This is a genomic window from Methylobacterium sp. AMS5, from assembly GCF_001542815.1.
In the GTDB taxonomy this organism is placed as follows: Bacteria; Pseudomonadota; Alphaproteobacteria; order Rhizobiales; family Beijerinckiaceae; genus Methylobacterium.
On sequence record NZ_CP006992.1, the window covers coordinates 1,683,794 to 1,709,556 of the forward strand.

The 25,763-nt window shown below is 70.0% G+C and carries 21 protein-coding genes; 12 read left to right on the forward strand and 9 right to left on the reverse strand.

Features of this window, described 5'->3' with window-relative positions:
- Positions 1–195 precede the first annotated feature (195 nt).
- Positions 196–492, forward strand: a complete 297-nt coding sequence (locus Y590_RS07640) for a SemiSWEET family transporter (protein WP_083530801.1) — start codon at positions 196–198, stop codon at positions 490–492.
- A 34-nt stretch (positions 493–526) separates the two neighbouring features.
- On the opposite strand, the gene Y590_RS07645 is transcribed toward Y590_RS07640, so the two are convergent.
- Complete coding sequence (locus Y590_RS07645; protein WP_158509737.1) at positions 527–1,570, reverse strand: LysR family transcriptional regulator; 1,044 nt, start codon at positions 1,568–1,570, stop codon at positions 527–529.
- A gap of 274 nt (positions 1,571–1,844) precedes the next feature.
- On the opposite strand from Y590_RS07645, the gene Y590_RS07650 reads away from it, so the two are divergent.
- The 3 genes from Y590_RS07650 (at position 1,845) to Y590_RS27670 (ending at position 4,799) form a co-directional block, all read left to right on the forward strand.
- Positions 1,845–3,002: a Gfo/Idh/MocA family protein gene (locus Y590_RS07650; RefSeq protein ID WP_060769326.1), complete on the forward strand. Its 1,158-nt coding sequence runs from the start codon at positions 1,845–1,847 to the stop codon at positions 3,000–3,002.
- A 162-nt stretch (positions 3,003–3,164) separates the two neighbouring features.
- Positions 3,165–4,412 carry an MFS transporter gene (locus Y590_RS07655; RefSeq protein ID WP_083530803.1) on the forward strand — a complete coding sequence of 416 codons (1,248 nt, stop codon included), beginning with the start codon at positions 3,165–3,167 and terminating at the stop codon, positions 4,410–4,412.
- Positions 4,413–4,442: 30 nt separating this feature from the next.
- Complete coding sequence (locus Y590_RS27670) at positions 4,443–4,799, forward strand: hypothetical protein (RefSeq protein ID WP_083530804.1); 357 nt, start codon at positions 4,443–4,445, stop codon at positions 4,797–4,799.
- 59 nt (positions 4,800–4,858) lie between these two features.
- Here the strand turns inward: Y590_RS27670 and iolE are convergent, their stop codons facing one another.
- From iolE to Y590_RS07685, 6 genes are all read right to left on the reverse strand, one after another.
- Positions 4,859–5,875, reverse strand: coding sequence for a myo-inosose-2 dehydratase (iolE, locus tag Y590_RS07660; protein WP_060769327.1), 1,017 nt, complete (start codon positions 5,873–5,875; stop codon positions 4,859–4,861).
- Positions 5,868–7,301: a sugar porter family MFS transporter gene (locus Y590_RS07665; RefSeq protein ID WP_060769328.1), complete on the reverse strand. Its 1,434-nt coding sequence runs from the start codon at positions 7,299–7,301 to the stop codon at positions 5,868–5,870. The genes iolE and Y590_RS07665 overlap by 8 nt, the downstream gene beginning before the upstream one ends.
- Before the next feature lie 115 nt (positions 7,302–7,416).
- Positions 7,417–8,241, reverse strand: coding sequence for an SDR family NAD(P)-dependent oxidoreductase (locus Y590_RS07670; protein WP_158509738.1), 825 nt, complete (start codon positions 8,239–8,241; stop codon positions 7,417–7,419).
- Between the two features lie 2 nt (positions 8,242–8,243).
- Positions 8,244–9,452: a mandelate racemase/muconate lactonizing enzyme family protein gene (locus Y590_RS07675; RefSeq protein WP_060769330.1), complete on the reverse strand. Its 1,209-nt coding sequence runs from the start codon at positions 9,450–9,452 to the stop codon at positions 8,244–8,246.
- A gap of 11 nt (positions 9,453–9,463) precedes the next feature.
- Positions 9,464–11,338 carry a thiamine pyrophosphate-dependent enzyme gene (locus Y590_RS07680; RefSeq protein ID WP_060769331.1) on the reverse strand — a complete coding sequence of 625 codons (1,875 nt, stop codon included), beginning with the start codon at positions 11,336–11,338 and terminating at the stop codon, positions 9,464–9,466.
- 46 nt (positions 11,339–11,384) lie between these two features.
- Positions 11,385–12,518, reverse strand: coding sequence for a M24 family metallopeptidase (locus tag Y590_RS07685; RefSeq protein WP_060769332.1), 1,134 nt, complete (start codon positions 12,516–12,518; stop codon positions 11,385–11,387).
- Positions 12,519–12,714: 196 nt separating this feature from the next.
- Between Y590_RS07685 and Y590_RS07690 the strand changes: the two genes are divergently transcribed.
- Both Y590_RS07690 and Y590_RS07695 read left to right on the forward strand, forming a co-directional pair.
- A complete protein-coding gene (locus Y590_RS07690; RefSeq protein ID WP_060772201.1) occupies positions 12,715–13,485 on the forward strand; it encodes an HpcH/HpaI aldolase family protein in 771 nt (256 codons plus the stop codon).
- 45 nt (positions 13,486–13,530) lie between these two features.
- Positions 13,531–14,412 carry an IclR family transcriptional regulator gene (locus Y590_RS07695; protein ID WP_060769333.1) on the forward strand — a complete coding sequence of 294 codons (882 nt, stop codon included), beginning with the start codon at positions 13,531–13,533 and terminating at the stop codon, positions 14,410–14,412.
- Between the two features lie 7 nt (positions 14,413–14,419).
- Here Y590_RS07695 and Y590_RS07700 read toward each other — a convergent pair whose 3' ends face one another.
- Both Y590_RS07700 and Y590_RS07705 read right to left on the reverse strand, forming a co-directional pair.
- Positions 14,420–16,057 carry an L-dopachrome tautomerase-related protein gene (locus tag Y590_RS07700; protein ID WP_083530805.1) on the reverse strand — a complete coding sequence of 546 codons (1,638 nt, stop codon included), beginning with the start codon at positions 16,055–16,057 and terminating at the stop codon, positions 14,420–14,422.
- A gap of 171 nt (positions 16,058–16,228) precedes the next feature.
- Positions 16,229–16,660, reverse strand: a complete 432-nt coding sequence (locus tag Y590_RS07705) for a VOC family protein (RefSeq protein ID WP_060769334.1) — start codon at positions 16,658–16,660, stop codon at positions 16,229–16,231.
- Between the two features lie 494 nt (positions 16,661–17,154).
- Here Y590_RS07705 and Y590_RS07710 point away from each other — a divergent pair, with 494 nt between their 5' ends.
- The 6 genes from Y590_RS07710 (at position 17,155) to Y590_RS07735 (ending at position 25,577) form a co-directional block, all read left to right on the forward strand.
- On the forward strand, positions 17,155–17,838 hold the full coding sequence (locus Y590_RS07710; RefSeq protein WP_245517680.1) for a gluconate 2-dehydrogenase subunit 3 family protein: 684 nt from the start codon (positions 17,155–17,157) through the stop codon (positions 17,836–17,838).
- Positions 17,839–17,874: 36 nt separating this feature from the next.
- On the forward strand, positions 17,875–19,647 hold the full coding sequence (locus tag Y590_RS07715; protein ID WP_060769336.1) for a GMC family oxidoreductase: 1,773 nt from the start codon (positions 17,875–17,877) through the stop codon (positions 19,645–19,647).
- Position 19,648: 1 nt separating this feature from the next.
- The gene (locus Y590_RS07720) at positions 19,649–20,992 is read left to right on the forward strand and encodes a c-type cytochrome (protein ID WP_253374252.1); all 1,344 of its coding nucleotides are present in this window, start codon (positions 19,649–19,651) and stop codon (positions 20,990–20,992) included.
- 438 nt (positions 20,993–21,430) lie between these two features.
- Positions 21,431–22,810 carry a carbohydrate porin gene (locus Y590_RS07725; RefSeq protein WP_210172759.1) on the forward strand — a complete coding sequence of 460 codons (1,380 nt, stop codon included), beginning with the start codon at positions 21,431–21,433 and terminating at the stop codon, positions 22,808–22,810.
- Between the two features lie 110 nt (positions 22,811–22,920).
- Positions 22,921–24,627 (forward strand): methyl-accepting chemotaxis protein, encoded by a 1,707-nt coding sequence (locus Y590_RS07730; protein ID WP_060769338.1) that lies wholly within the window; start codon positions 22,921–22,923, stop codon positions 24,625–24,627.
- A 26-nt stretch (positions 24,628–24,653) separates the two neighbouring features.
- Complete coding sequence (locus Y590_RS07735) at positions 24,654–25,577, forward strand: substrate-binding domain-containing protein (protein WP_060769339.1); 924 nt, start codon at positions 24,654–24,656, stop codon at positions 25,575–25,577.
- Positions 25,578–25,763: the final 186 nt, after the last annotated feature.

Here is a 25,763-nt window from a genome sequence, read left to right on the forward strand (position 1 = left end):
CCCCGGATCTCCGCCCGATGCGAGATAGGTCATCGATGACCGCTGCATCATCGCCGGGTTCGACAGGGTGTCTTTCCGTTTCGGACAGTTCGGCCGGTCGCCACGGCGCGTTAATGCGAGGCACCGCGCGACGGCGGCCATCGCCGACCATCGCCGACCGCGGCGGGCGGTTCTTCAAGCGAAGAGGGGAGACTTTTGAGTTCGGACGCACACGTCATCAACCGGGCTGCCAGCGTCGGCGCGAGCGACCGCTTCGTGCGCTGGCTCGGCTGGATCGCGACCGTCACCGGCGTCCTGATGTTCGTCTCCTATCTCGACCAGATCCAGCTGAACCTCGCCGGACAGAAGGGCTCGGTCATTCAGCCGCTCGCCACGGTGGTGAATTGCGGGCTGTGGACGACCTACGGCGCCCTGCGCCGGGATTGGCCGGTCTCCTTCGCCAACGCCCCCGGAATCGTCCTCGGAGCCGTCGCCCTGATCACCGCGGTCTGACGGGCCGGCCCGGCACTCGTCTTCAGCGCGCGCGTCAGGCGGGTTTCGCCTCGGCGAGTCCGGGCTCGGCGAGGCGAGGCTCGGCGAGTTTAGGCTCGGGACGGCGCCGCACGGCGTCGATGCGCGGCTGCAGCTTCGCCAGCGCCGCAGCCTCGAACAGGCCGAGATCCGCGCTCTCGGCCAGGGACGTCGTCATCTCGTCTTCCATGAAGGCGATGAAGGCGCGAACCCGCCGGGGCTGGTGCAGACGCGCCGGGTAGACGATGCGGACCCACCGATCCGTCCCACCCCACCAGTCCGGCAGGATGCGCACGAGGCGCCCGGTCCGCACGTCGTCGGCCACGTCCCAGGCCGCCTTCATCGCGATGCCGAGATCCGCCAACGCGCCGACATGGCAGATCTCGCCGTCATTGCCGCCGGCCACGGAGCGGATCGGGATCTCGACCGATTCCTCGCCGCGCCACAGCCGCCACTGGCTCGGCGCCGGATCGCCCACCGTCAGGCAGGCATGGCCGGCGAGGTCGAAGGGATCGCGCGGCGTACCGGCCTTCGCGAGATAGGCCGGGGAGGCGCACAGAACGCGCGCGTCCGGCACGAAGGCGCGGGCGATCAGGCGGCTGTCGGCGAGGGGCGCCTGCCGCATGGCCACGTCGATTCGGCGCTCCACGAGGTCGAGGACGTCGTCGCTGGTCAGGATCTGGACCGAGATGTCGGGGTGGCGGGCGAGGAAGCGGGGCAGGCGCGGCGCGATCTGCCGCTGCGCGAAGCCCGCCGTGGCCGTTACGCGGACGACGCCGCTGGCACCGTCGCCGCAGACCTCCTCCGCCGCCTGGATGGCGTCGAGCGCCATCCGGCAGCGCCCGAGGAATTCCTGGCCCTCCTCGGTCAGGCCGAGCTGGCGCGTCGTCCGCTGGAGCAGGCGGACGCCGAGCTGCGCCTCCAGGCGCTTGAGTCGCTTGGAAACCACGGTGAGCGAGACGTCGAGTTCCTGCGCGGCACCGGACAGGCTGCCCGCCCGCATGATGGCGTCGAAGACGCGAAGATCGTCGATGCTGTCGAGCCGCCCCATCCGGCGCATTAGAGCGCCGGTTCTCGCACTATCAAGAGATTGCGAGGACCCGTGCCTTAGATTCATATTTGATCGTCAGCGAAATCGCTCTGCTGCGGCCGGGAACGGTCGAATCCCGCCATTCTTGCCTATGGGCGCAATCAGCCTTGCCGGATCGAGGGGGAGCGGATCGCCACCCGGTCTGTTTTCGATTCATGCGCTGACGGAAGGCGTGGCCGCATCGCGGCCGCCCGGCATGTCCTGACCCTTCGTCAGCCCGTCCCGCCCACGGATAAAGTTCTTCATGACCGGCACGACCTTCCCCCGCCCCGTCCAGGGCAAGACCGTCCGCTACGCCTTCGTCGGCCTGGGCGACATCACCCAGGAGGCGATGCTGCCCGGGGTCCGCCACACCGGCAATTCGGAGGTCACCGCCCTCGTCACCGGCAATCCCGAGAAGGCGCGCCGGGTCGGTGAGCAATACGGCGTCACCGACACCTACGGCTACGATGAGTTCGGCACGCTGCTGGCCTCGGGGACCATCGACGCGATCTACCTCGCCACCCCGAACTGGCGCCACGCCGAGTTCGCGATTCCCGCCCTCAAGGCCGGCATCCACGTGCTGGTGGAGAAGCCGCTCGAGATCTCGAGCGAAAAATGCCGGGAGATCATGGCGGTGCAGGCCGCCTCGTCGGCCAAGCTGATGGTCGCCTACCGGCTGCATTTCGAGCCGGCGACGCTCGACACCATCGGCCTGATCCGCTCCGGCGCGCTCGGTGAACTCCTCACCTTCACCTCGACCTTCACGCAGATGGTCTCGCCCGAGAACCATCGGGCGAAGAGCGGCGTCGAGGCCGGCCCGATCTTCGACATGGGCCCGTATACGATCAACGCCGCCCGCTACGTGTTCGGCGACGAGCCGACCGAGGTGGTCTCGGCCGTCGGCGTGCGCCACCCTGAGGCCGGGTTCGGCGACTTCGACGACACCGTCGCGGTCACCCTGCGCTTCCCCGGCAATCGCCTCGCGCAGTTCGTGCTGTCCTATTACGGCAGCGTGCTCGACACCTACGCGGTCGTCGGCACCAAGGGCAGCGTCGAGGTCAATCCGGCCTACATGTACGGCAAGCCGCTGGAGCGGACGGTGACCATCGGCGACGAGAAGCACCACGACAGCTTCAAGAACACCGACCATTTCGGCGGCGAGCTGAAGTACTTCTCGGATTGCATCCTGAACGGCACCGACCCCGAGCCCGATGCCGAGGAGGGCTACGCCGACCTGCGGGTGATCGAGGGGATCCTGAAGGCTCTGGAGAGCGGCGGCCCGGTGCGGCTCGAGCCGTTCGCGCGCACGAAGCGCATCAACCTCTCGGGACAGCTCCAGCAATTGCCGGCACAGGCTCCGCCCGATCTCGTTGACGCGTCCAACCCCGGCCGGGGCAAGGACAAGTCTCCGCTGAACTGAAGGCGCGGCGGGCCGAAGCCGTACCGAAAGAACCGAGGCCGGGCCGGGCCGGGCGTGACCGACGCCCGGTCCGGCCCGGCCGCTCCCGTTTCGTCACCCCCCGCTTGGCCCGGACCGGCGCCGCCGGTCGCGACGAGGCTTGGCGCTTGCAAGCGATCCACCATGACCCTGACCGAACCGACCGAGAACCGCCCCACGGATCCCGAGGCCGCCGAGGAGATACGTCCGGTGCGCGCCGCGCCGGGGCGCCACCCGACTCTCGTCCTGCTCGCGCTCGCGGTCGGGGGCTTCGCCATCGGCACCACGGAATTCGCCGCGATGAGCCTGCTGCCGGCCTTTGCTCCCGAACTCGGCATCGATGCGCCGACGGCCGGACACGTCATTAGCGCCTACGCTTTGGGCGTGGTGGTCGGCGCCCCCCTGATCGCCGTCCTGGCCGCGCGCTTCGCCCGCCGGACCCTGCTCGTCGGCCTCATGCTGCTGTTCGCCGTCGGCAACGCCCTCTCGGCGCTCGCGCCGGATTACGGCTGGATGCTGGCCTTCCGCTTCATTGCCGGGCTGCCGCACGGGGCCTATTTCGGCGTGGCCTCTCTGGTCGCCGCCTCGCTCGTGCCGCGGGAGCGCCGGACGCAGGCGGTCTCGCGGGTGATCCTCGGCCTGTCGGTGGCCACCATCGTCGGCGTGCCGCTCGCCAACGGCATCGGGCAGGTCGTCGGCTGGCGCTGGAGCTTCGCCCTCGTGGCGGCGCTCGCCACCCTCACGGCGATCCTGGTCCAGCTCTTCGCTCCCCTCGGCCGGCCCGTCCAGGGTGCCAGCGCCCTGCGCGAACTCGGTGCCCTGAAGCGGGGGCAGGTCTGGCTCACCCTGATGACCGGCGCCATCGGTTTCGGCGGCCTGTTCTCGGTCTACACCTATCTCGCCTCGACCCTGCTCGAGGTCACGCACGCCTCTCCCGTGGTGATCCCCGCGGTGCTCGCGGTGTTCGGCCTCGGCCTGACCGCCGGAACCTTCGTCTGCGCCTGGGCCGGCGACCGGGCCCTGATGCCGGCGATCGGCCTCACCCTGCTGTGGGGCGCCGGCGCGCTCGCCCTCTATCCCCTCGCGACCGGGAACGTCTGGACCATGGTGGCGGCGGTGTTCCTGATCGGCTCCGGCGGCGGCCTGTCGAGCCTGCTCCAGGCTCGGCTGATGGACGTGGCCGAGGATGCGCAGACGATGGCGGCGGCCCTGAACCATTCGGCCTTCAACACCGCCAACGCCCTCGGACCGTGGCTGGCCGGCCTCGCGCTGGCGGCCGGATACGGCCTGCCGACGACGGGCGTGGTCGGCATGGGCCTCGCCCTCTCGGGCTTCGCCATCTGGGCGGTGTCGTACCTGCTGGATCGCCGGGCCGTTGCGGTGCGGCGCTGACCGGAACCGGCCTTCTTCGGTTAAAGAGCGTTGCGCCCCGCGCCCGGCCTCGCCCACGAAACGTCGCGGACGAGATCCGACGAGATCGGGCAATCACCGTCCTCACCGCATCGTCGGCATGACGAAGTCGGCGCCGGCGCGGTCGGGCAACGGGAGGCGGTGCGGGCGGGGACCGGCATCGGCATCCTGCACGACTTCGCCGCCGCCGGGCTGCCCGACCGCGTGCGCATCCTGGAAGGTGCTAGAGCCGTACCCGACCTGATTGCATCAGGTCGGCGTCTCTCGCGCATCGTGCTGGATATCGGATCCAGCACGATGCGCTCGGCTTTTGTTTTTACATCATCTTTTTCCGAAAGCCGGAAACCACCTTTCGGGATGATGCTCTAGGCCTCTGATTTGATGCGCATTCTTTCGGCGAACCGGCTTCCACTTCGTCGAAATGCGCTCTATGCGAGCCCGGACAGGGCCAGCTCCGCGAGCGGGAACAGCGTCGCTGCGGGCGATTGCGATGGGGCGTTGCGGGGCGAAGGCGCTCCGACCGCTGCGCGGGCGAGCGACCCCGTCCATGTCGTCAGGCCCGCACCGATCGCCTCCCGACGCACGGTCTCCAGCCCGATCCGACCGTAGATGCGCGGATCGGCGATCTGGGGATCCTGCTCCGCCTCGACGATCAGCCAGCCGCGATACTTGATGTCGGCGAGTGCGCGGAGCACAGGGCCGAAGGCGAGGCTGCCGTCCCCCGGCACCGTGAACATCCCCGCCAGGACGCCGTCGAGGAAGCTGCCTCCCGCGGCCTCGACGGCGGCGAAGGCCGGTGGGCGCACATCCTTGCAGTGGACATGGGCGATCCGTTCCGGATGTTCGCGGATCAGCGCGACCGGATCGATCCCGCCCAACACCGCGTGGCCGGTATCGAGCACGAGGCCGACATGGCTCGGGGTGTGGGCGAGCATCGCGCTCAGGTCGGTCACGCTCTGGACCGCGGTGCCGAGATGGTGGTGGTAGGCCAGCCGGAAGCCCTCGCGGGCCAGGTACTCGGACAGGTGCGTCAGCTCCCGGCCGAAGCGGCGCCAGCCCGCCCAGTCCAGCACCGGCCGGTGGGCCAGGGGCACGCGGCGCAGGCCGTGGATGGAGGTGGAGCATTCGGCGGCGATGAAGACGTCGCATCCCATCGCCCTCAGCAGCCGAAGATGCGGCTGGAGCGCCTCGATCTCCGCCTCGGCATCGACGGTGAGCAGGCTGCTGGCGTACCAGCCCGCGGCCAGGGCCAGCCCGGACGGAGCCAGGAGGGCCGAGAGTGCCGCGGGCTCGCGGGGGAAGGCGCCGCCCAGTTCGATCCCGTCGTAGCCGATCGCGGCGGCCTCGTGGAACATCCGCTCCAGCGGTGTCCCGGCCCCGAGTTCGGGCAGGTCGTCGTTGATCCAGGCGATGGGGCTGACCCCGAAGCGGATACGCTCAGACACGGGCGCCTCCCGCGGACAGCTCCGCCTCGATCGATTCCAGGCTCCGATCCCGCGTCTCCGGCAGCCAGCGCGCCGTGAAGACCACCCCGAACAGGCAGCAGCCGCCGAACAGGAAGAAGGTCGCGAAGTCGAGGGTCTGCACGACGGGCAGGAAGGCGAGCGAGATCAGCGCGTTGGTGAGCCACAGAACCGCGACGCTCGCGCCGATCATCAGCCCGCGCACCCGCAGCGGGAAGATCTCCGACATCATGATCCAGCTCACGAGCTGGATGGTCCCCTGCACGATCGCGAGGAAGCCGAACATGCCGACGGTCAGGAGGTAGGGCCGGGCCGGGTTGTCGAGCGGCACGACGATGCCGATCACGCCGATGAAGACGTGCAGCGCCGTCGCGCAGCCGAAGCCGAGGATCAGCATCGAGCGGCGTCCGACGCGGTTGACCACCATCACGCCGACGAGCATCGCCACGATGCTGATCAGGCCGTTCAGCACGTTGAAGATCAGGGCCGTGTTCCGGGTGAAGCCGGCCTGCTCAAGGACTTGCGTCCCGTAATACATCACCGAGTTGATGCCGGTGAGCTGCGCGAGCGCGGCCAGCCCCATGCCGACGAAGAGCAGGCGCACCAGCCAGGGCTCCGCCACGAGGTCGCGCCAGCTGGTCGAGCGCTTGACCGCGTCGAGCCGCGCGAGGACGCGCACCTCTTCCATCTCGGCCTGGGCGCGGGCCTCGGAGCGGATCGTGCGCAGCACGTCCAGGGCTTCGGGGGAGCGGCCCTGCGCCATCAGCCAGCGCGGGCTCTCGGGCATCCGGCGCATCCCGAGGAACAGGACGACGGCGGGCAGGAGCGCGACGGCGAGCATGATGCGCCAGACGTGCTCGTTGCCGCCCAGCACGTTGCCGATGACGGCGTTGAACAGGAAGGCCAGGAACTGGCCGGACACGATCATGATGTCGTTGCGGCCGATCATGCTGCCGCGCTGCTCCGCCGGGGCGACCTCGGAGAGGTAGACCGGCACCGTGACCGACGCGCCGCCGACCGCGAGGCCGAGCACGACGCGGAAGACGATGAGGATGTCGTAGGTCGGCGCCAGGACGCAGCCGAGCGCGCCGACGAAGAACAGGGCGCCGAGGCCTGTGATGGTGACCCGCCGCCCGATCCGGTCCGAGATCCGCCCGCCGGCCAGGGCGCCGAGGGTCGCGCCGATCAGCAGGCTGAAGGTGACGAACCCCTCTTGGAGCGGCGACAGGCCGAAATAGTCGGCGATGTAGGACAACGCCCCGTTCAGCACGCCGGTGTCGTAGCCGAACAGCAACCCGCCGAAGGTGGCGATCACGCCGATCAGGCTGAGGCGGGCGGTGTGACGACCCTTGCCGAGTTCCGGCAGATCGAGGGCGACCGTGTCCGGCGCCATGGTTCCATGGGACATGTGCTCGTTCCTCCCCGGTGTGGTTTTTGTCGGCTTGTCGTCGCGGCCCGAGGTCGGCGGCCCGAGGTCGGCGGCCTCGGGCGGTGGCCGGAGGCCGCGTTCTCAGGCGGCGTCCTCAGGCAGCGTGGCGCCCGCCATCCACCGGGAGCGCGGCTCCGGTGATGAAGGCCGAGTCCGGGCTCGCCAGGAACAGCACCGCCAGGGCGCAGTCGCGGGCGGAGGCGAGCCGGTTCATCGGCTGGCGGGCCCGGAGCATCGCGTAGTGGGCGGCCGGATCGGGCTGCGCCTCGGCGTGCTCCCAGGTCATCGGCGTATCGATCACGCCGGGACAGACCGCGTTGACGCGGACGTTGAACGGGGCCAGCTCCACGGCCAGCGCCCGCGTGACCCCCGTCATGCCCGCCTTGGAGGCGGTGTAGGCGACGGCACCGCCCAACCCCTTCAGCGAGGTGATCGACGCCATGTTGACGATCGATCCCTGCCGCGCCTCGCACATGGCCGGCGCCAGGAGGCGGGTGAGCTGCACCGCCCCGTTCAGGTTGAGTTCCACCGTCGACATGAAGTTGTCGGGGGTGGTCTCCGCCAGGGAGCCGCGGATCGTGGCGCCGGCATTGTTGACGAGGACGCCGACGCGGCCCCCGCCGACGGCCTGCGCCTGCTCGGCGAGGCGCTCCAGATAGGCGAGGTCGGTGACGTCCCCGGGCAGGACGGTGGTGCGGGGGCCGAGTTCGGCGGCGAGCGCTTCGAGGCGGCCGGCGGTGAGGCCGTTCAGGACGACGTGGGCACCCTCGGCGTGGAGGATGCGGGCCGTCTCCGCCCCGACGCCGCTGCCGGCGCCGGTGATCACGGCCGTCTCGCCCGCGAGCCGGTCCGACGGGCGGTGCGGCGGCGCGTAGCTCAGGCCCTCGCGCAGGCCGTTCGCAGGAGTGGGGCTCGCCATGGTCAGGCTCCCTTCCGGCTCGTGCGCGCCGACCATTCGGGGCGCTTGCGGACCTCTTCGGGGATCGTGACGCCGTGGCCGGGCCGGTCGGCCGCGGTGAGCCAGCCGTCCTCGATCAGCGGCAGGCCCTCGCTCACCTCGCGGTACCAGCCGTGATAGAAGGCGCGGACGAATTCCTGGAAGATCGCGGTCTCGGCGTGCAGGGCGACATGCGCGCCGGCGGCGAGCCCGATCGGGCCGGTGCAGTCGTGGGGCGTGAACGCGCGCTGGTAGGTGGCCGCGAGGTCGGCGATGCGCCGCAGCTCGGTGACGCCGCCGGTCCAGCACGGGTCGGACATGATGATGCCGACCCCCGTGCGTTCGAGGATCTCGCGGTAGGGGTAGCGCGAGCCCTGGGTCTCGCCGACGAGGACCGGGATCGTCGTCGCGCGGCAGACCTCGTCGATGGCGCGCAGGTTGTCGAGCTTGACCGGGTCCTCGATCCACATCGGCTGGTACTGCTCGGCGGCCCGGGCGATCTTGCTCGCCACCGGCACGGTCCAGCGCGCGTGCATCTCGAGGGCGACCTCCATCTCGCCCTCGAAGGCCTTGTGGATGCGGGCGAGGGGCGCGAGCGCCGTGCGCAGCTCCGACGCGGAGATGTGCAGCCCCTGGTTCACCACCGAGATGTCGTCGAGCGGCCAGATCTTCATGTGGCGCACGCCCTCGGCGAGCAGGCTCTCGGCGAGCCGCTCGGGCTCGTTCATGAAGCCCCAGAGGTCGTCGTAGGGGTCGCGCACGAAGTCGCCGGTATATTGCCGCCCGGCCACCGCCGCGGCCCGCACGTAGTTCGGGCCGCCGCAGGTGTTGTAGACCCGGATCCGCTCCCGCGAGCGGCCGCCGAGGAGCTGCCACAGCGGCAGGCCCGTGCGGTGGCCGAGCAGGTCCCACAGGGCGATGTCGATGGCGGCCGCACCCCGGGTCTCGGCGCCGATGCCGGAGCGGCCGCGCTGGCGGAACAGCGTCGTCCAGTGCCCGGCGATGTCGCCCGCATCCTTGCCGAGCAGGTAGTCGGCCGCGCCCTCGTGGATGTAGGATTCCACGGTCTCGGCCAGCGAGAAGGTCTCGCCGAGGCCGACGACGCCGTCGGCATCCTCGATCTCCACCCACAGCAGGTTCGGCTGCAGGGCGCTGCGCAGCGTCGAGACGCGCGTGATCGTCGTACCCTTCATGATCCCCTCCCTCAGACGAACCAGCGGTGCTTCGCGGCGGCCGCCTCGAAGGCGGCGCGGGTCTCGCGCAGGCCCTCGGGCGCATCCGCCTGCGGAATGCCGAACTCCCACCACGCGCCGTTCTCGATCGGCAGCGGTGCGTCCTCGACATGCGCCGCGATCAGGAAGGGCCGGTCGGAGCGGCGTGCCTGCTCCAGGGCATCCCGCAACTCGGCGCGGCTGTGCACGTCGAGGCCGTCGGCGCCCAGCGAGCGGGCGTTGGCGACGTAGTCGATCGCGAGCGTCTCGCCGGTCAGGTTGCGGGCGTCCCCCTCGCGGCGGCGGAACTGCGTGCCGAACTCCTCGCCGTAGGAGCCGAGCTGGTGGCCGCGGATGCACTGCCAGCCCCGGTTGACCACCACCACGATCGTGAAGGCGAGGCCCTCCTGGATCGCCGTGACGATCTCGGTGGTGTTGCCCATCAGGAAGGTGCCGTCGCCGATGAGCGCGAGGATGCGGCCCTTCACCGTGCCGGCCATCGCCGCGCCGAGGGCGGCCGGGATCTCGTAGCCCATGCAGCTGAAGCCGTATTCCATGTCGACCGGGGCATCGCTGCGGCTGTCCCAGATGGTGTGGGCCTGCCCGATCGCCGTCGAGGAGGAGAACACCACGCGGTCTTCGCGGCGGGCGGCGTCCTTGATCTCGGCGACCGCCTCGTAGCCGGTCATGCGGGGATTCTCGGTCCCGACGATCTCGCCGACCCGCGCGACATGGCGCAGGATCGCCCGGTCGGCGCGGTCGCGCCATTCGGCCGGGGCGGTATGGCCCTCCAGGGCCGCCGCGAGCCCGTCGAGCCCGGCCCTTGCGTCCGCCCGCAGCGCCAGCGCGCCCATCTTGCGCAGGTCGCGCTCGGCGAGGTTCAGCGTCACGAAGTTCACATCGGGGTTCTGGAACAGCGTGTGCGAGCCGGTGAGCGTGTCCGACAGGCGGGTGCCGACGGCGAGCACGAGATCGGCCTCGGTCGCGAGTTCGTTGGCGGCCGGCGAGCCGATGAAGCCGACGCCGCCCGCGTTGAGGCGCGCCTCCCGGCCGGCGCCGCGGCCCGCGAAGCTCTCGACCACCGGGATGCCGCAGGCGTCGGACAGGGCGGCGAGGCTCGCCTCCGCCTCGGAATAGCGGACACCGCCGCCCGCGATGATGAGGGGCTTGCGCGCGGCCCGCACCCGTTCGGCGGCGGCCGCCAGGGCGGTCTCGGAGGGCGCGAGCCGCTCGAGGTCGTGGACGCGCCGCTCGAACAGCGCCAGGGGGAAGTCGAACGCCTCGCCCTCGACATCCTGGCAGACCGCCACGGTCACGGCGCCGGCCTGGCCGTGGTCGAGCAGCGCGGCGGTGGCGTGCGGCAGGGAATGGATGATCTGCTCGGGCCGCGTGATCCGGTCGAAGAAGCGGCTGACCGGACGCAGGGTGTCGTTGACGGTCATGTCGTAGCTGCCCGCCATCTCCAGCCCCTGCAGGATCGGGCCCTGACGGCGGCTGGCGAAGACGTCGCCCGGCAGGAGCAGCACGGGCACGCGGTTGAGCGTGGCGGTGCCGGCGCCGGTGACGAGGTTGGTGGCGGCCGGCCCGATCGAGGCCGTCACCGCCAGGGTCGAGGCGAGGTTGTGGGCGCGGGCATAGCCGATCGCCGCATGGACCATCGCCTGCTCGCTCTTGCCCTGATGGTAGGTCAGCCCGCCCGCGCCGGTCGCGAGGGCGTGGCCGAAGCCGCTGGCGTTGCCGTGGCCGAAGATGCCGAACACGCCGCCGATGAGCGGCCGTTCGCGTCCGTCGCGCCGGGTGTGCTGGGCCGCGAAGTAGCGCAGGATCGCCTGGGCGGTCGTCAGCCGGATGGTCTTCTGTCGGGTCATGGGCGGATTGCCTTTCCTCTGGGTGGGGATCGGTTCGGATGGGGGATCAGGCCGGGAGGCGGATCGGGGCGTCGCGCGGCTGCGCGGCCAGCGGGACGGCGGCGTCGGCGCCGACGACGAAGCTCTTCTCGACCTGCACGGAGGTGCCGTCGGCGAAGTGCCCGCCGGCTTCGAGGTTCACCACCATGCCGGGGGCGAGCACGGCATCGACCGGGTAGGTGCCGAGGCCGTCGCTCAGCACGGCGTCGCTCGGCGGCCCGAGCAGCGGCCATTCGCGGATGCCGAGGCCGAGGCCGTGCCCCTGCGCGACGAGGCCCGGGATCCGCCGCGCCTCGTCCTGCATCGCCGCCCAGGCCGAGGAAGCGGGCCGGCCCGGCCGCAGGGCGCGCTCGGCCGCCGCCAGCGCGGCGAGCGCGCCGGCGTGACGCTCGCGGTCGGCGGCCGTGAAGCCGGCCCGCGTCAGCGTCGTGCCGGTATCCGAGTAGTAGCGGCCACAGCGGGCACCGGCATCGAAGAAGAGGGCCGTGACGGGTTCCGGCGGCCTCGCGGCGTCGCACACGCCGCCGCCGGGCGCTCCGAAGACCAGGTGGTCGAAGTCGCAGTCCCGCTCCGCCAGGGCGACGCGGAACACGGTCCGCAGCGCCCGCGGATCGGCGTCGGCGGTCCAGGCGGCGAAGACGGCTTCCATCGCCGCCTCGGTGGCGGTCGCGGCCTCCCGCATCGTCCGGAGCGCCGCTTCGGTCTTCACCGCGCGCAGGCTGCGCAGCCAGAGCGAGGCGTCCCGGGTCGCCACCGGCTCCAGGCTTCGGGCGAGGCCGCGGCCGGCCCCGTCCCATTCCACACCGATGGTGCGGCCGGCGAGGCCCATCTCGGCCAGCAACAGGGACAGCGCGGCGTCGGCGTCGGCGGCCGAGCAGGCCCGGCCGTACAGCACGAGGCTGTCCGGCGCCGCCGCCTCGGCCGCCATCCGGGTGACCGCACGCGCCGCCAGCCCGACGCGACCGTCCCGGGTGAGGACGGCGTATCCGGCCTGGAAGGCGGCGTCGCCCGCGGGGCCGCCCATCCAGCCGCGCATCCGCTCGCCCAGCCACGTGAGATGGCCCGAGAGCAGAAACACGCTCTCGGGCGTCGTCGCGACGACGGCCTCAACGTCCCGTTCGCACAGATGCTCCGGTGTCATGTCTCCTCCCGCACTCCGTTCGACGGAGTGACTGGCTGTTCATATTTGAACTAGCGTTTCTGAGTAAGACTGCTAAAACAACCGGATCAACAGTGCAACCCCTGATTTGTTGGCGGATCGATATTGCATTCTCGATGTCAGGGTGCTTCATATCGAAAACACGCAGTTCAGATATGAATTAATGGAGACGCGGAAGATGGTGGGCACCAAGCCGATGCCGTTCGGGGAACTGGTCCGATCGGGCACGACCTACGGCACCTTCGTCGGCCTCGGTTCGACGGTCGCGGCGGAGGTCTGCGCGCTGGCGGGCTTCGACTGGCTGCTGTTCGACCTCGAACACGGGGCGGGCAACGAGCGCGACCTGATCGGCCAGATCGCCGTCGCCAGGCGCCACGGCGTCGGCACGGCGGTGCGCGTCGAGACGCCGACGCGCATCCGCTGCGGCCGCGTGCTCGACCTCGGCGTCGAGGCGGTGATGGCGCCCCGGCTCGACAGCGCCGAGGAGGCGGCGGCATTCGTCAGCCACCTGCGCTACCCGCCGCAGGGCGACCGCGGCGTCGCGACCTACCACTCCGCCGCCGCCTTCGGCCTCGATCCCGACTATCTCGGCCGTGCCAACGACGCCGTGGTGGCGATCGTGCAGATCGAGACGCAGCCGGCCCTGTCGGACGTGGAGCGCATCGCCCGCACGCCCGGCGTCGATGTCCTCTTCGTCGGGCCGCGCGACCTCGCCGCAGCCCTCGGCACCACGCCCTCCCTCGACGCGCCCGACTTCGCCGCCGCCCTGCGCCGCGTGGTCTCCGCCTGCCGCAGTGCCGGCATCGGCGCCGGCGTGCTCGCGGGCGACGCGGCCAGCGCCGCGCGCTACGTCCAGATGGGCTTCGCCTTCGTCGGGATCGGCTCCGATTCCGCCTTCATCGCCCAGGGCGGGCGGCAGGCGATCCGGGCGGCCAAGGCGTTGACGTGAGGCGCCGTCTCGGCGAGGTCGATCCTCGACGACGGGGAGTTGCCGATGCAGTCCGACGAGAAGCTCAAGTATAGCGCCCCGGCCGCCGCCTGCGCCGCCGACCTCCTGCTCGCCCTCGCGCGGGCGGACGGCCCGATGACGCTGGCGGCGCTGATCGAGCGGACGACCTATTCGCGCTCGCTGCTCTACCGCACCCTCAAGACCCTCGGCACCCGCGGCTTCGTCGTCGAGGAGGCTGCGCCCGGGATTTCGGGGAGCCTGCACTACCGTCTCGGCTCGGCCGCGGCGGAGATCGGCGGCGCCTACCAGAGCAACGTCCCGTTCGAGGAGAGCATCCGCTCCGCCCTGCGCGCCCTGGCGCAGCGGACCGGCGAGAGCGCGAGCGTGGCGACGATCGAGGGCGAGGACGTGCTCTACGTGATGCGCGAGGAGGGGCGCTACTCCGTGCTCGCGGTCTCGCGGGTCGGCAAGCGGCTGCCCGCCCACGCCACCGCCATGGGCAAGGCCCTGCTCGCCCGGTTCGACGACGGGGAGATCCGCGCCCTCTACGGGCGGGGCGAACTCCGGCGCTTCACCGGGAACACGATCACCGATTCCGGCGCCCTCCTGCGCAACCTCGCCGAGGTCCGCCTGCGCGGCTACGCGGTCGAGCATTCCGAACTGGTCCAGGGCCGCTGCTGCATTGCCTTCACGCTCCAGGCCGGCCCCGGTCCGGGCGACCTCCTGGGGATCAGCCTCTCCACCACGGAGGCGCGGTTCGAGGTCGAGCATGACGCGCTGATCCTGGAGGTTCTCTCCACGCGCGACGCGCTGCTGGCGGACCTGAGCCGGCGCCGGGTGCCGGGAGACCGGAAGGTCGCGCGCGACCTCACCGCCTCCCTCGGTGCGATCTCGCGCCGGTCGGTGCCGGCGGCGGCCGGCACCTGAACCCGGATCAGCCGCGGGCCGGAAATCGGCGCTCCTGGGTCGCGCCGGCATCGTAGCGGAGCGGCGAGCGGAAGGTCATGAACTCGACCCAGGTGCCCCACGGCATCCGGCCGAACCACAGCTGGTTGCCCGCCCCGGTCTCGCTGAGGCCGAGGTCGTTGGGGCCTTCGAGCAGCGTCCCGCCCGCGGCCGCGAACCGCTCCGTCGCCAGGGCGATGTCGTCCACGAACATGCTGAAGTGGTTGAGCCCGATATCGTTGATCCCCGCCGCCTCGGTGCGGGCGATCCCCGTGAGCTGGAACAGCTCGATGTTGGCCCCGTCGCCGAGGCGCATCTGGCAGGCGCCGCGCATGGTCGCGGTCTCCGGCAGGCCGTTGATCCGGCCGACATCGGCGGCCGTGAGCGGCGCGTCCGTCAGCTTGAGGTGGCGGTAGAGCACCGTCGCGCCGAACGCCTCCTCGAGGAAGCGGATCGCCGCCTCCATGTCCGGCACCGTCATCGCGACGTGCTCGATGCCGTGGATGTTGGACAGGCCCCGCGGCGGCGAACGGCCGGTTACCGCGTCGCCGAGGCGGATGCCGGCCAGCTCCCGCGGTAGTTGCAGGGCGAGGACCTGCCAGGGCGCCCGCGTGCGGTCGTCGCCCCCGGTGCCGGAGGCGAGGTTCTCGAGCTGGGAGGCGGGGACCAGCAGGCGGCGCTGCCCGTCGATGCAGATGGCGTCGGGCGAGGCCAGCCGGTCGTCCTGCACCAGCGTCAGCATCCGCCCCTGCGGCGTCAGCACGGCGATCCGGCGGTTCTCGGCGTCGGACAGGTAGAGGTTGCCCAGCGTGTCCATCGCCGTGCCGCCGATGGTCGGGATCTCGGCGATGGTCTGGATCGCCGACGCGAGGTCGGCATCGGTCAGGCTCTCGTCGGTGAGCAGGGCCGTCGCGATCCGGCGGACCGGCCCGGTCGGCGTCGCCCAGTAGAGCCAGGCCCCGTCGGCATCGAGTTCGATCATGTCGCTGGCGACCGCGGGCCGGCGGCCGTCGGCATCGGCCAGGATGCGGCCGCCCTGCCCCTTCTGCGCCGCGCCCTCGGGCTTGCGCAGAAGCGGGTGGCCGGAGAGGCGGCGCAGGGTCCGGTTCGCCGCCAGATCGTGGACGATGATGCCGCCGAGCCCGGAATCGGTGACGTAGAGCATGTGGTCGTGCAGGCGCAGGTCGTTCATCGTCGCGCCGGCCGGCAGGATGTCGTCGCCGAAGCGGAGCACCGCGAGCACGGTCCCGGTGCGCGGATCGAGGCGGACGATCTTCTGCCCGCCCGGCACGGCACGCTCGCCCACGGCCCCCTGATCGACGACCCACAGCGTCCCGTCGTTGAAGACGTGGACGGCGTTCACCATGACGAAGGCCGATTGCCCGTCGCCGCCCTGGCTCCACGCGTTCCACGCGCCACCGGGGAACGGCGACAGCGCCCCGTCCTGTTCGACCCTGACGAGCGAGGGGGTCTCTCTGTGGTCGGGGAAGCGCGGCAGGCCGAGGAACAGGGTGCCGTCCGGGGCGGCGGCGACGCCGTTGCACAGCCAGCGGGACTGCGCCGCGAGCGTGAGGACAGGCGTCGGCGCGGAGGCGGCACGCGCCGCCTGTGCGGTGGTCATCGACATGGGGGGCAGAACTCCGCTGGCGGCAAGCACGGCAAGCGCGGATCGACGGGTGAAATGCGGCGGCAGCATAGGGAGGCAAACGGGAGGCACAATCGATAGTGGCTGGCCGCGGGGGCAAGGGACTCTTGCGTCCTCGGCGAGAGTCCGGATGAGGACGAGCGCGGCGGGCCGCTACGTATCCTGCGCTTCGAGCGGGACTTCGGCGAAGATGCCCGTATCCGGCTCGACGAACTCGATCGTGTTGCCCTCCGGATCGGCCACGAAGAGCGTGCCGATCCCGAAATCGAGCGGGTCGCCGGCATCGGTCACGGCGTGGGTCTCGTATTCGAGGCTTGCCATGTACGGCGTCACGCCCTGGCGCAGCAGCGCCGCCGCGGTCTCGCGCAGGCTCTCGACCTCCAGCGCGAAGTGCTGCTCGATCCGGCCCGAGGCGGGCGCGTCGGGCGACGGCATCAGGTGCACGACGAAGCCGTTCCCGGCCCGCAGCCAGTTGGTCTTTGTCGGATGCGCGTCGAGGCCGATCACCTCGGTATAGAAGCGTCGCATCGCGTCGAGGTCGTGGGCGGCGATCGCCGTGTGATGCAGGCGCGTGACGCGGATCATGGCTATCCTCTTCGCAGGCGCGGCACCCGAGGCCCGCAGGTGACCGGCCGCCGCGCTCAAGGGCCGCGCGCAAGGGCGCTTCGACCGTCAACGGCCCGGCGCCGCGCCGGTCTCTCGCCGACAGGGCCAGGCTGTCTTGCCGGGCGGGAGGGGGAAGCGATGCGCCGACCTCGGATTTCTGCCGGCGCGGAGAGACACCGTGTCCGTTTCGGAAAGAGACCGCCGCGCAAGCTTGATTTATAGATATGCTAATTCAACGAGAGATCAGCAATTCGAGCGCGGCGTGAGATTTCGATAGTCATCGAGCGTGCTGCCAATGCTGCACGCACGCATGTCCGCAAGAATTGTGTGGCGACCCGACTTGTCGCTCGCATGGGGCCGCACCGCGGTGCCGGCCGATAGGCAGTCGCGCGTCACGATCTCAAAACCAAGCGCATGTCGATCGAAGTGTCGGCGCCGGGGGGAATATGAACAGAAGGCAGATACTCGCCTCGATGGCGGCCCTTGCCGGCAACGCCTCCACCGCGCAGGCTGCGGAACTCAGCGGCGAGATGCCCTGGGAGCCCGGTCAGGCGAACGTTCCGCCGCTGCCCGATTCCGGGTCGGAGCGCTTCGTGTTCTTCACGCCTGCGGAAGCCGAGGCCGTGGGCGCCATGGCCGACCGGATCATCCCGGCGGACGACCTGAGCGTCGGCGGCCGGGAGGCGGGCTGCGTCCGCTTCATCGATCGTGAACTCGCCGGCCCCTACGGCCGGGCGGCGACGCAGTACCGCCTCGGCCGCTTCGTCAAGGGAACCGCCGAGCAGGGCATCCAATCCCCTCTCGCCCCGGCCGACCGCTACCGGCTCGGCCTCGCCGCCCTCGATCGCCACTGCCGCGCGGCCCACGGCAAGGGCTACGCGAGCCTGCCCCCGGACGAGCAGGACAAAGTCCTCTCGGCGATGGAGGCCGGAACGCTCGACCTCGGCGAGGTCGATGCGAAGGAGATGTTCGAGCAGATCCTGCAGAACGTCCGCGAAGGCTTCCTCGCCGACCCGCTCTACGGCGGCAACAAGGATCTCGTCAGCTGGCGGATGCTCGGATTTCCCGGAGCACAGTACGATTTCCGCGATGTCATCGACTTGAAGGGAAAGAAGCTCGACTTCGTTCCGGTCAGCATGATCGACAAGTCCCTTTGATTTCTGCCCCTTGATCGTTCCGAAAGCTGTCGTCCGATGACCAATGTTCGTCCAAAAGCCGATGCCGTGATCGTCGGTCTCGGCTGGTGCGGCTCGCTCATGGCCGAGGAGCTGACCCGGGCCGGCCTCGATGTCGTCGCCATCGAGCGCGGCCCCTGGGTCGAGACGGCCGTCGATTTCCCGCCCTCCGTCGATATGGACGAACTGCGCTGGGACACCCGGCGGGCGATGCTGCTGCCGCCGGCGATCGAGACCATCACCTTCCGCAACGACCCGACCCAGAAGGCGCTGCCCGCGCGGGACTGGAACTTCAACGAGTGGGGCTACAATGTCGGCGGGTCGGGCACCCACTGGGCCGGCATGGCGTGGCGCTTCCTGCCGTTCGACTTCCAGCCCTACAGCATGACCGTCGCGCGCTACGGCGCCGAGCAGCTCCTCGACGGCCTGATCGTGCAGGATTGGGGCGTCACCTACGACGACCTCGAACCATTCTACGACCGGTTCGAGAAGATCGCCGGCGTGTCCGGCAAGGCCGGCAACCTCAAGGGCGAGAAGATCCCCGGCGGCAACATCTTCGAGGGGGCGCGCTCGGACGAGTATCCGCTGCCCCCCCTCAAGACGACCCGCCTGACCGACCTGTTCACCGAGGCCTCGGCCAGCCTCGGCTACCATCCCTTCATGGTTCCGGCGGGCCAGACCTCGGGGGCCTACACCAACCCGCTCGGCGTCCGGATGGGGCCCTGCACCTATTGCGGCTACTGTCTGTATTACGGCTGCGGCAACTGGTCGAAATCGACGCCCAACAACTGCGTCGTCCCGGCGCTGATGCAGCGCAAGAACTTCAGCGTGCTGACCGAATCGACGGTGCTGCGCGCCAACCTCGCCCCGGACGGGACCACCGCCACCGGCGTGACCTACGTCGACAAGGACAACCGGACCTGGGAGCAGCCGGCGGACATCGTCGTCTTCTCCGCCTTCCAGATGCAGAACGTGCGGCTGATGCTGCTCTCGAAGATCGGCAAGCCCTACGATCACGCGACCGGCGAGGGCGTCGTCGGCCGGGCCTACAGCTTCCAGACCGTGTCCGGCGCCAACATCTTCTTCGAGAACGAGTACCTGAACCAGTTCATCGGCGCCGGCGCCCTCTCGGCCCAGGTCGATGACTTCAACGGCGACAACTTCGACCATACCGGGATGGGCTTCATCGGCGGCGCCGGCATCCTCGTCGTCTCCCGCGGCGCCCGCCCGATCGGCAATGCCGACTTCCTCCCGCCCGGAACGCCCCGGTGGGGCAGCGCGTGGAAGAAGGCCTACACCCACAGCTTCCAGAACGGGACGTTCCTGTTCGGCCAGGGCACGAGCTTCGCGCACAAGGACGCCTATCTCGACCTCGATCCCGAGTACAAGGACATCCACGGCCTCCCGCTCCTGCGGCTCACCTACGACTACAACGAGAACGACCGCCGCTCGGCGAAGCTGATCGAGGACAAGAGCGTCGAGATCGGCCGGAAGATGGGAGCGAAGGTCGTCGTCGGCACGAACGCGACCAACCAGCACGCCTCGCCCTACCAGCTCGCCAGCGACCACACCAATGGCGGCGCGGTGATGGGGCTCGACCCGAAGACCAGCGCGCTCAACCGTTTCCAGCAGAGCTGGGACGTTCACAACGTCTTCGTCCTCGGCGCGTCGTCCTTTCCCAACAACGCCGGCTACAACCCGACCGGAACGGTCGGCGCCCTGACCCTCTGGACTGCGAAAGCGATCATCGAGACTTATCTCGACAAGCGCGGTCCGCTGGTGGCGAATTGAGGTGACGACCGTGACCTTGCTCCTGCGCACCCTCCTCGCCACCGCAGCGCTCTCGCTCTGCCTTCCCCTCGGGAGCGTCGCCTCGGCCCAGTCCGAGCCGGCACCGATCCAGACGAAGGACGTCGACGCGCCCAAGGTGGTGGAGGCGCCGAAGACGGAGGCCGACCCCGCCATCGAGCGCGGGCGCTACATCGCGGTGGCCGCCGACTGCGTGGCCTGCCACACCAATCCGAAGAGCGGGAAGCCGTTCTCCGGCGGCTACGCCCTGGAGACCCCGTTCGGCACGCTGCTGTCGAGCAACATCACCTCCGACCCGGAGACCGGCATCGGCCGCTGGACCGAGGCGGAGTTCACCCGCGCCCTGCGCGAGGGGCTCGGGAAGGAGGGGCAGCACCTGTATCCGGCGATGCCGTACACGAGCTACACCAAGATGTCCGATCGCGACGTCCACGACCTGTGGCTCTACATGAAGACCGTGCCGCCGGTCCGCAACGCCGTCGTCACCAACCAGCTTCCGTTTCCCTTCAACATCCGCGCCCTGCTGATGGGGTGGAACCTGATGTTCTTCGAGCAGAAGCGGTTCCAGCCGAGGGCCGACCGGTCCGCCGCCTGGAACCGCGGCGCCTATCTCTCCGACGCGCTTGCCCATTGCGGCGCCTGCCACACGCCGAAGAACGTCCTCGGCGGCGACAAGACGAGCAAGGCCTATCACGGCGAGGTCCTGCAATCGTGGTACGCCCCCGACATCACCACGAGCAAGACCGGCGGCATCGGCGACTGGTCGAAGGACGACATCGTCCAGTATCTCAAGATCGGCAGCAACCGGATGGCGGTCGCCTCGGGGCCGATGGCCGAGGCGGTGACGAACTCGACCCAGCATCTGAGCGACGCCGATCTCGCCGCGGTCGCCGACTATCTCCAGTCGCTGCCGCCGAGCCCCGCGACCGAGGCGAGGCGCGTCGCCGCCCCCGATCCGGTCATGGCCCAGGGCAAGCGCGTCTTCGACGCTCAGTGCAAGGCATGCCACGCCTCCGACGGAACCGGAATCCGGCACATGACGCCGAGCTTCCCCGGCAACACCGCCGTGCAGTCGCACGAGGTCGCCGGCATCGTCCGGACCGTGCTGGCGGGCGCACGCGGCGCGATCACGGCTGAGAATCCGACGGGGGCGGCGATGCCGTCCTTCGCCTGGAACCTGTCGGACCAGCAGATCGCCGCGGCTCTGACCTACATCCGCAACAGCTGGGGCAACGCCGCGCCGCCGGTCACCACCGAGGCCGTCGCCGCCACCCGCAAGGCCCTCAACCTCAACGCCGTCGGGCGCGCGCCCCACCCGGTCCCGTGAGGGGCGGCGCCCGACGCATGGCCCCGCGCGAAAGGCCGGCTGCACCGCCGCGCTCACAGCGGATGAGGTCGGGAGCGGACGTTTCGCGAACCGCCCTGTACCTCCAGGGCGAGCCGTGCTCGCGCGCGGAGCCGGTAGAGAACGACACCCGCGGGATCGGCCGCACGAGCGGGAGAAGTTGAGGCCAGAGCCTCCGCTTCGTCTCGGCCGTCACCTGCGCCCTGCCCCGCGCCGCCTCGCTCCGAATCCTTCCGCCTGCGGGTTGATCGGCGCGAAGTAGACGGTCAATGCTTCGCAAATATAATTTATTGAGCGGAATAATTCCGTTTTCATCGCGCTATTACTGAGAATCCACCAATCAAACTGCGGGTGTTCAAGTCTATGTCGCCCCTAAAAAGACGGCTTCTCGCCACGCTGTCAATCGCCGCCGTGCCGCTGATGAGCGCCGCGCAGGCCGAGCCCGGGCATGGTTCCCGCGCACGATCCCGGCACGCCCCCGCGGCGGGAGGGGAGGCATCTCCGGGCGTCGTCCCGACCGCGTCGCGTCCCTCGACGGCGGATTCGTCCCGGCCGGCGCCGCCCGGCAGCCTCGACACGCAGGCCGCCGCGCCCACCTGGGGCGTGCTGGGCAACTTCGGAGGCCTGCGCGACGACCTCTTCCGCGCCGGCATCCGCACGGACGGCAGCTTCGATTACCAGACCTCGACCAACATCCAGGGCGGCCCCTACCAGTCCCTGCGCGGCGCCGGACAGCTCGCCCTGCGCGCCGCCGTGGACATGGACCGCTTTGCCGGCCTCGCGGGCGGCACCTTCAACCTCGCCCTGACCTACCGCTTCGGTCGCGGCCTCACCGCGGACCAGCACCTTAACGTGCTCCAGCAGACCGAGGAGATCTTCGGCCGCGGCCGCTTCCCGCGGCTAACCCAGCTCTCCTACACCCAGCGCTTCGGCGAGTTCGTCGATCTCAAGTTCGGCCGCCTGCCCGTCAGCGCCGACTTCGCCGGCTTTCCTTGTGAGTTCCAGAACCTGACGTTCTGCGGAAACCAGCCCGGCAACCTTGTCGGCAATTATTGGTACAACTGGCCCGTCTCGCAATATGCCGCCCGCCTGCGGCTCGGCAATCTCGACACCGGCTACCTCATGGCCGGCGTCTACCAAGTCAATCCGCGCGACCTCGAGAACGGCTTCAACTTCGACCCGACCGGTGCCGCCGGTGCGCTGGCCATCGTTGAGGCCGCCGCCTTCCCGACGCTCCCGCCCTTCACCTATCGCGGCAGCTACACGGTCGGCGCGTGGTACCAGACCGGCGGCGGCCCCGACCTCTTCCTCAACCGCGACGGCCTGCCCCTGGCGTCGGCCGGCGGGCTGCCACTCGCAAACCGCGACCGCAGCGGTCTCTACGGCGTGGCCGTGCAGGAACTCTACCGGCCCGATCCCGGCAACCCGCTGCGCAACCTCTCCGCCTTCGTCCGCGTCACGCTGGCCAACTCCTCGACGTCGCTCATCGACAGGCAGGAGACCATCGGCCTCGTCTACAAGGGCTTCTGGGCCGAGCGGCCCTTCGATTGGATCGGCGTCGGCATCGGCCAGTCACATGCCAGTCGGGCCCTGGCGCAGAGCGTCCAGATGGCCAACCTGCTCGATGGTGGCGTCCGCGCGCTCCCCGGATACGAGCGCGCGTTGGAGGTCTTCTACAGCCTCGCCCTCTCTCCCGACGTGGTGGTCCGGCCCAACATCCAGTTCATCAACCGTCCCGGCGGCGTCGGCGGGCGGGACGACATCCTGGTCTTCGGCGTCAAGAGCGGCGTCACGTTCTGACCCGGACAGGCATGGGGCCAGCGCAGCAATGCGGCCCGCGCCGACGCAAACGCCCCGCCCTTCCACGATCAAACTCCATTCGGACCCGTCCTCCTCAAAGGTTCGCCGCCATGCCGATCAGCAAGAGAATTCGCTCGATCAATCTACGATCCATCAAGTCGAAAATCATCGGTACGTTCGCGATCCTGGTTGTGTTGTCCGGCCTGACCGGCGGCTTCGCGATCCTCAAGGTCGATCAGGTCTCGGCGATCGGCGCGGCGCTGGCCCGTCAGGTCGAGGCCGTGACCTTGCTGGGCGACCTCGCCCGGCTCAGCCAGCAGCTCCGTGCGCTGACGGCGCTGCAGCACTACAGCCCGAACGAGACGCAGCGCAGCGCCTATGCGCGGGAAGCCGAGGAGGGCCGCGTCGCCTTCTCGAAGGCCTGGGGCGACTACGCGACCCTGATCGAGGGCGCGCGCGAGACCCAGCTCGCCGAAACCCTGCGTAACGCGTGGCAGCACTTCCTGGCGATCGAAGAGGAGATCCTCATCCTCGACCGGGCCGGCCTGAACGAGACCGGAACAGCTGTGCTGCAGGGTGACATGCTCTCGGAGGCCGCCAACTTCTACACCGCGGTGCGGGCCGTGCAGGCCTATCGTCAACAGGAGGTCGAGATCGCCACGGCCGCCGCCCAGGAGATCCGCGCCTCGGCCCGCTTCTGGATCGTCTCGGCCTTGGCCTGTCTGCTGACGCTCTGCACGCTGGCCGGCTGGCTTCTGACGATGACGATCTCCCACCCGATCGGGCGCATGACCGGCGTGATGGGCCGGCTCGCGGATGACGACATCGGCGTCGAGGTCCCCGATCAGCGCCGCTCCGACGAGATTGGCCTGATGGCAGCCGCGGTTCAAGTCTTCAAGGACAACATGATCCGCAACAAGGCTCTCGAGGCCGAAGTGGCCGCCCAGCGCGCCGGGGCGGAGGCGCAGCGCCGGACCGCCATGCGCGAGTTGGCGGACGCATTCGACCAGTCGGTCGGCGGGATCGTCACGGCCGTCTCCTCGGCGGCCGTTCAGATGCAGACGACCGCCCGCCACCTCTCGGTGTCGGCCGAGGCCACCTCGGTGCGCGCCGTGGCGGTCTCCGCGGCGGCCGAGGAAGCCTCCGTCAACATCCATTCGATCGCGGGCGCTGCCGAGGAACTCGATGCCTCGGTGACGGAGATCGGCGTCCAGGTCGAGCGCTCCTCGGCGATGTCGCAGGCCGCCGTTCGGGAGACCGAGGGAATGACTGCGCTGGTGCGCGAGCTGACGGGCGTGGCCGCCAGCATCGGCGACGTCGTCGACACCATCGCCGGCCTTGCGGGCCAGACCAACCTGCTGGCGCTCAACGCCACGATCGAAGCGGCGCGGGCCGGGGAAGCCGGCCGCGGCTTCGCGGTCGTGGCCACGGAGGTCAAGGAACTCGCCAACCAAACCTCCCGTTCGGCCAGCGAGATCACGGCCAAAATCGAGGCGATCCAGTCCTCGACGGGACGGACCGCCACGGCCATCGATGGCATCTCCGCCTCGATCCGCTCGATCAACGAGACGGCGACCGCCATCGCGTCGGCCATCGAGGAGCAGGGGGCGGCGACGCGCGAGATCGTTCAGGCCATTGCCCAGGCCTCGAGCGGCACCGGCGAGGTGACCGCCAACATCTCCGGCGTGGCGAGCAACGTCGAGGAAACCGGGACCGGCGCCGCGCAGGTTCTGAGTGCCTCGGGCGAACTCGCCCAGCAATCCGATCTGCTGCGCCGACAGGTGCAGTCGTTCCTCGACACCGTCCGTGCCGCCTGACGTCCGCGCTTCCACCGAGGCTTGCCATGAAGCAACTCACCAGATCCCTGCCCGCCGCCCTGCTGCTGATCGCTCTCGCCGCACCGGCCGCCGCCGAAACGAAATTCACCCTCTTGATGTCGGAGGTGGGCGATCCCTTGCTCGACAGCCTGCAGGCCTCCGTCCTCAACACGGCCACCTCCAAGTTCTCCGCCTCGGTCGATGTGGCGCAGGCGGCCGGTAACGGGGGAACCCAAGTGGTCCAGGGTCGGGCCGCCCTCGACGCGAAGCCGACAGCCCTGATCGTCAATCCCGTCGACGACGCCAGCGCCAGGACGATCACCGAGATGGCCGCGGCGGCCGGGATTCCGGTGGTGTTCGTGAACAAGCGCCCGAGCGGTCCGGTGGCCCATAGGATGGCGATCGTCAGCGCGAACCACCTCGTCGCAGGTCGGGTTCAGATGCGATTGCTCGCGCAGGGTCTCGGGGATCGCGGCAACGTGGCCATACTGCGCGGCAAGGACAGCGACAACGCCGCCCAGGAGCGCACCGCCGGCATGAAGGAGATCCTCGGGCAACGGCCGGGGCTGAAGCTCCTGGCGGAGGCGAGCGCCGATTGGAGCCGGCGGCGGGCGCAGGATCAGGTGACGGCATGGCTGCGCAGCGGCCTGAAGCCTGACGCCATCGCCGCCAACAACGACGAGATGGCGCTCGGTGCGGTGGCCGCCCTCAAAGCGGCCGGCCTGTCGGGCAAGGTCTTGGTCGGCGGCGTCGACGGAACCTCGGACGGGATTGCGGCCGTGAAGAGCGGCGAATTGTTGGTCAGCGTCCTTCAGGATGCGCCGATGCAGGGGGCCCAGGCGGTGAACGATGCCGTGAAGCTCGCCCGCGGAGAGTACGTGCAGCCCTACGACTGGGTGCCCCATCGATTGATCCTGCCGACGCGCGGCGACTTGGCAAACGGACGATGACGTGTGCAGTTCATAGAATCGAAACCAAGCCAAGGCGTTGCGTTATCTGAGGGTCTGTGACTCTTGACCCCGATTCGCCAGATTGGCCGCGCCGGGCGAAAGTTGTCGATGCGATCGCCTTCTACCGGGCGCAGGAATTCGAACGCTGTTGGCCGATCAACATCGCCGATCGGCTATCGGTCAGGT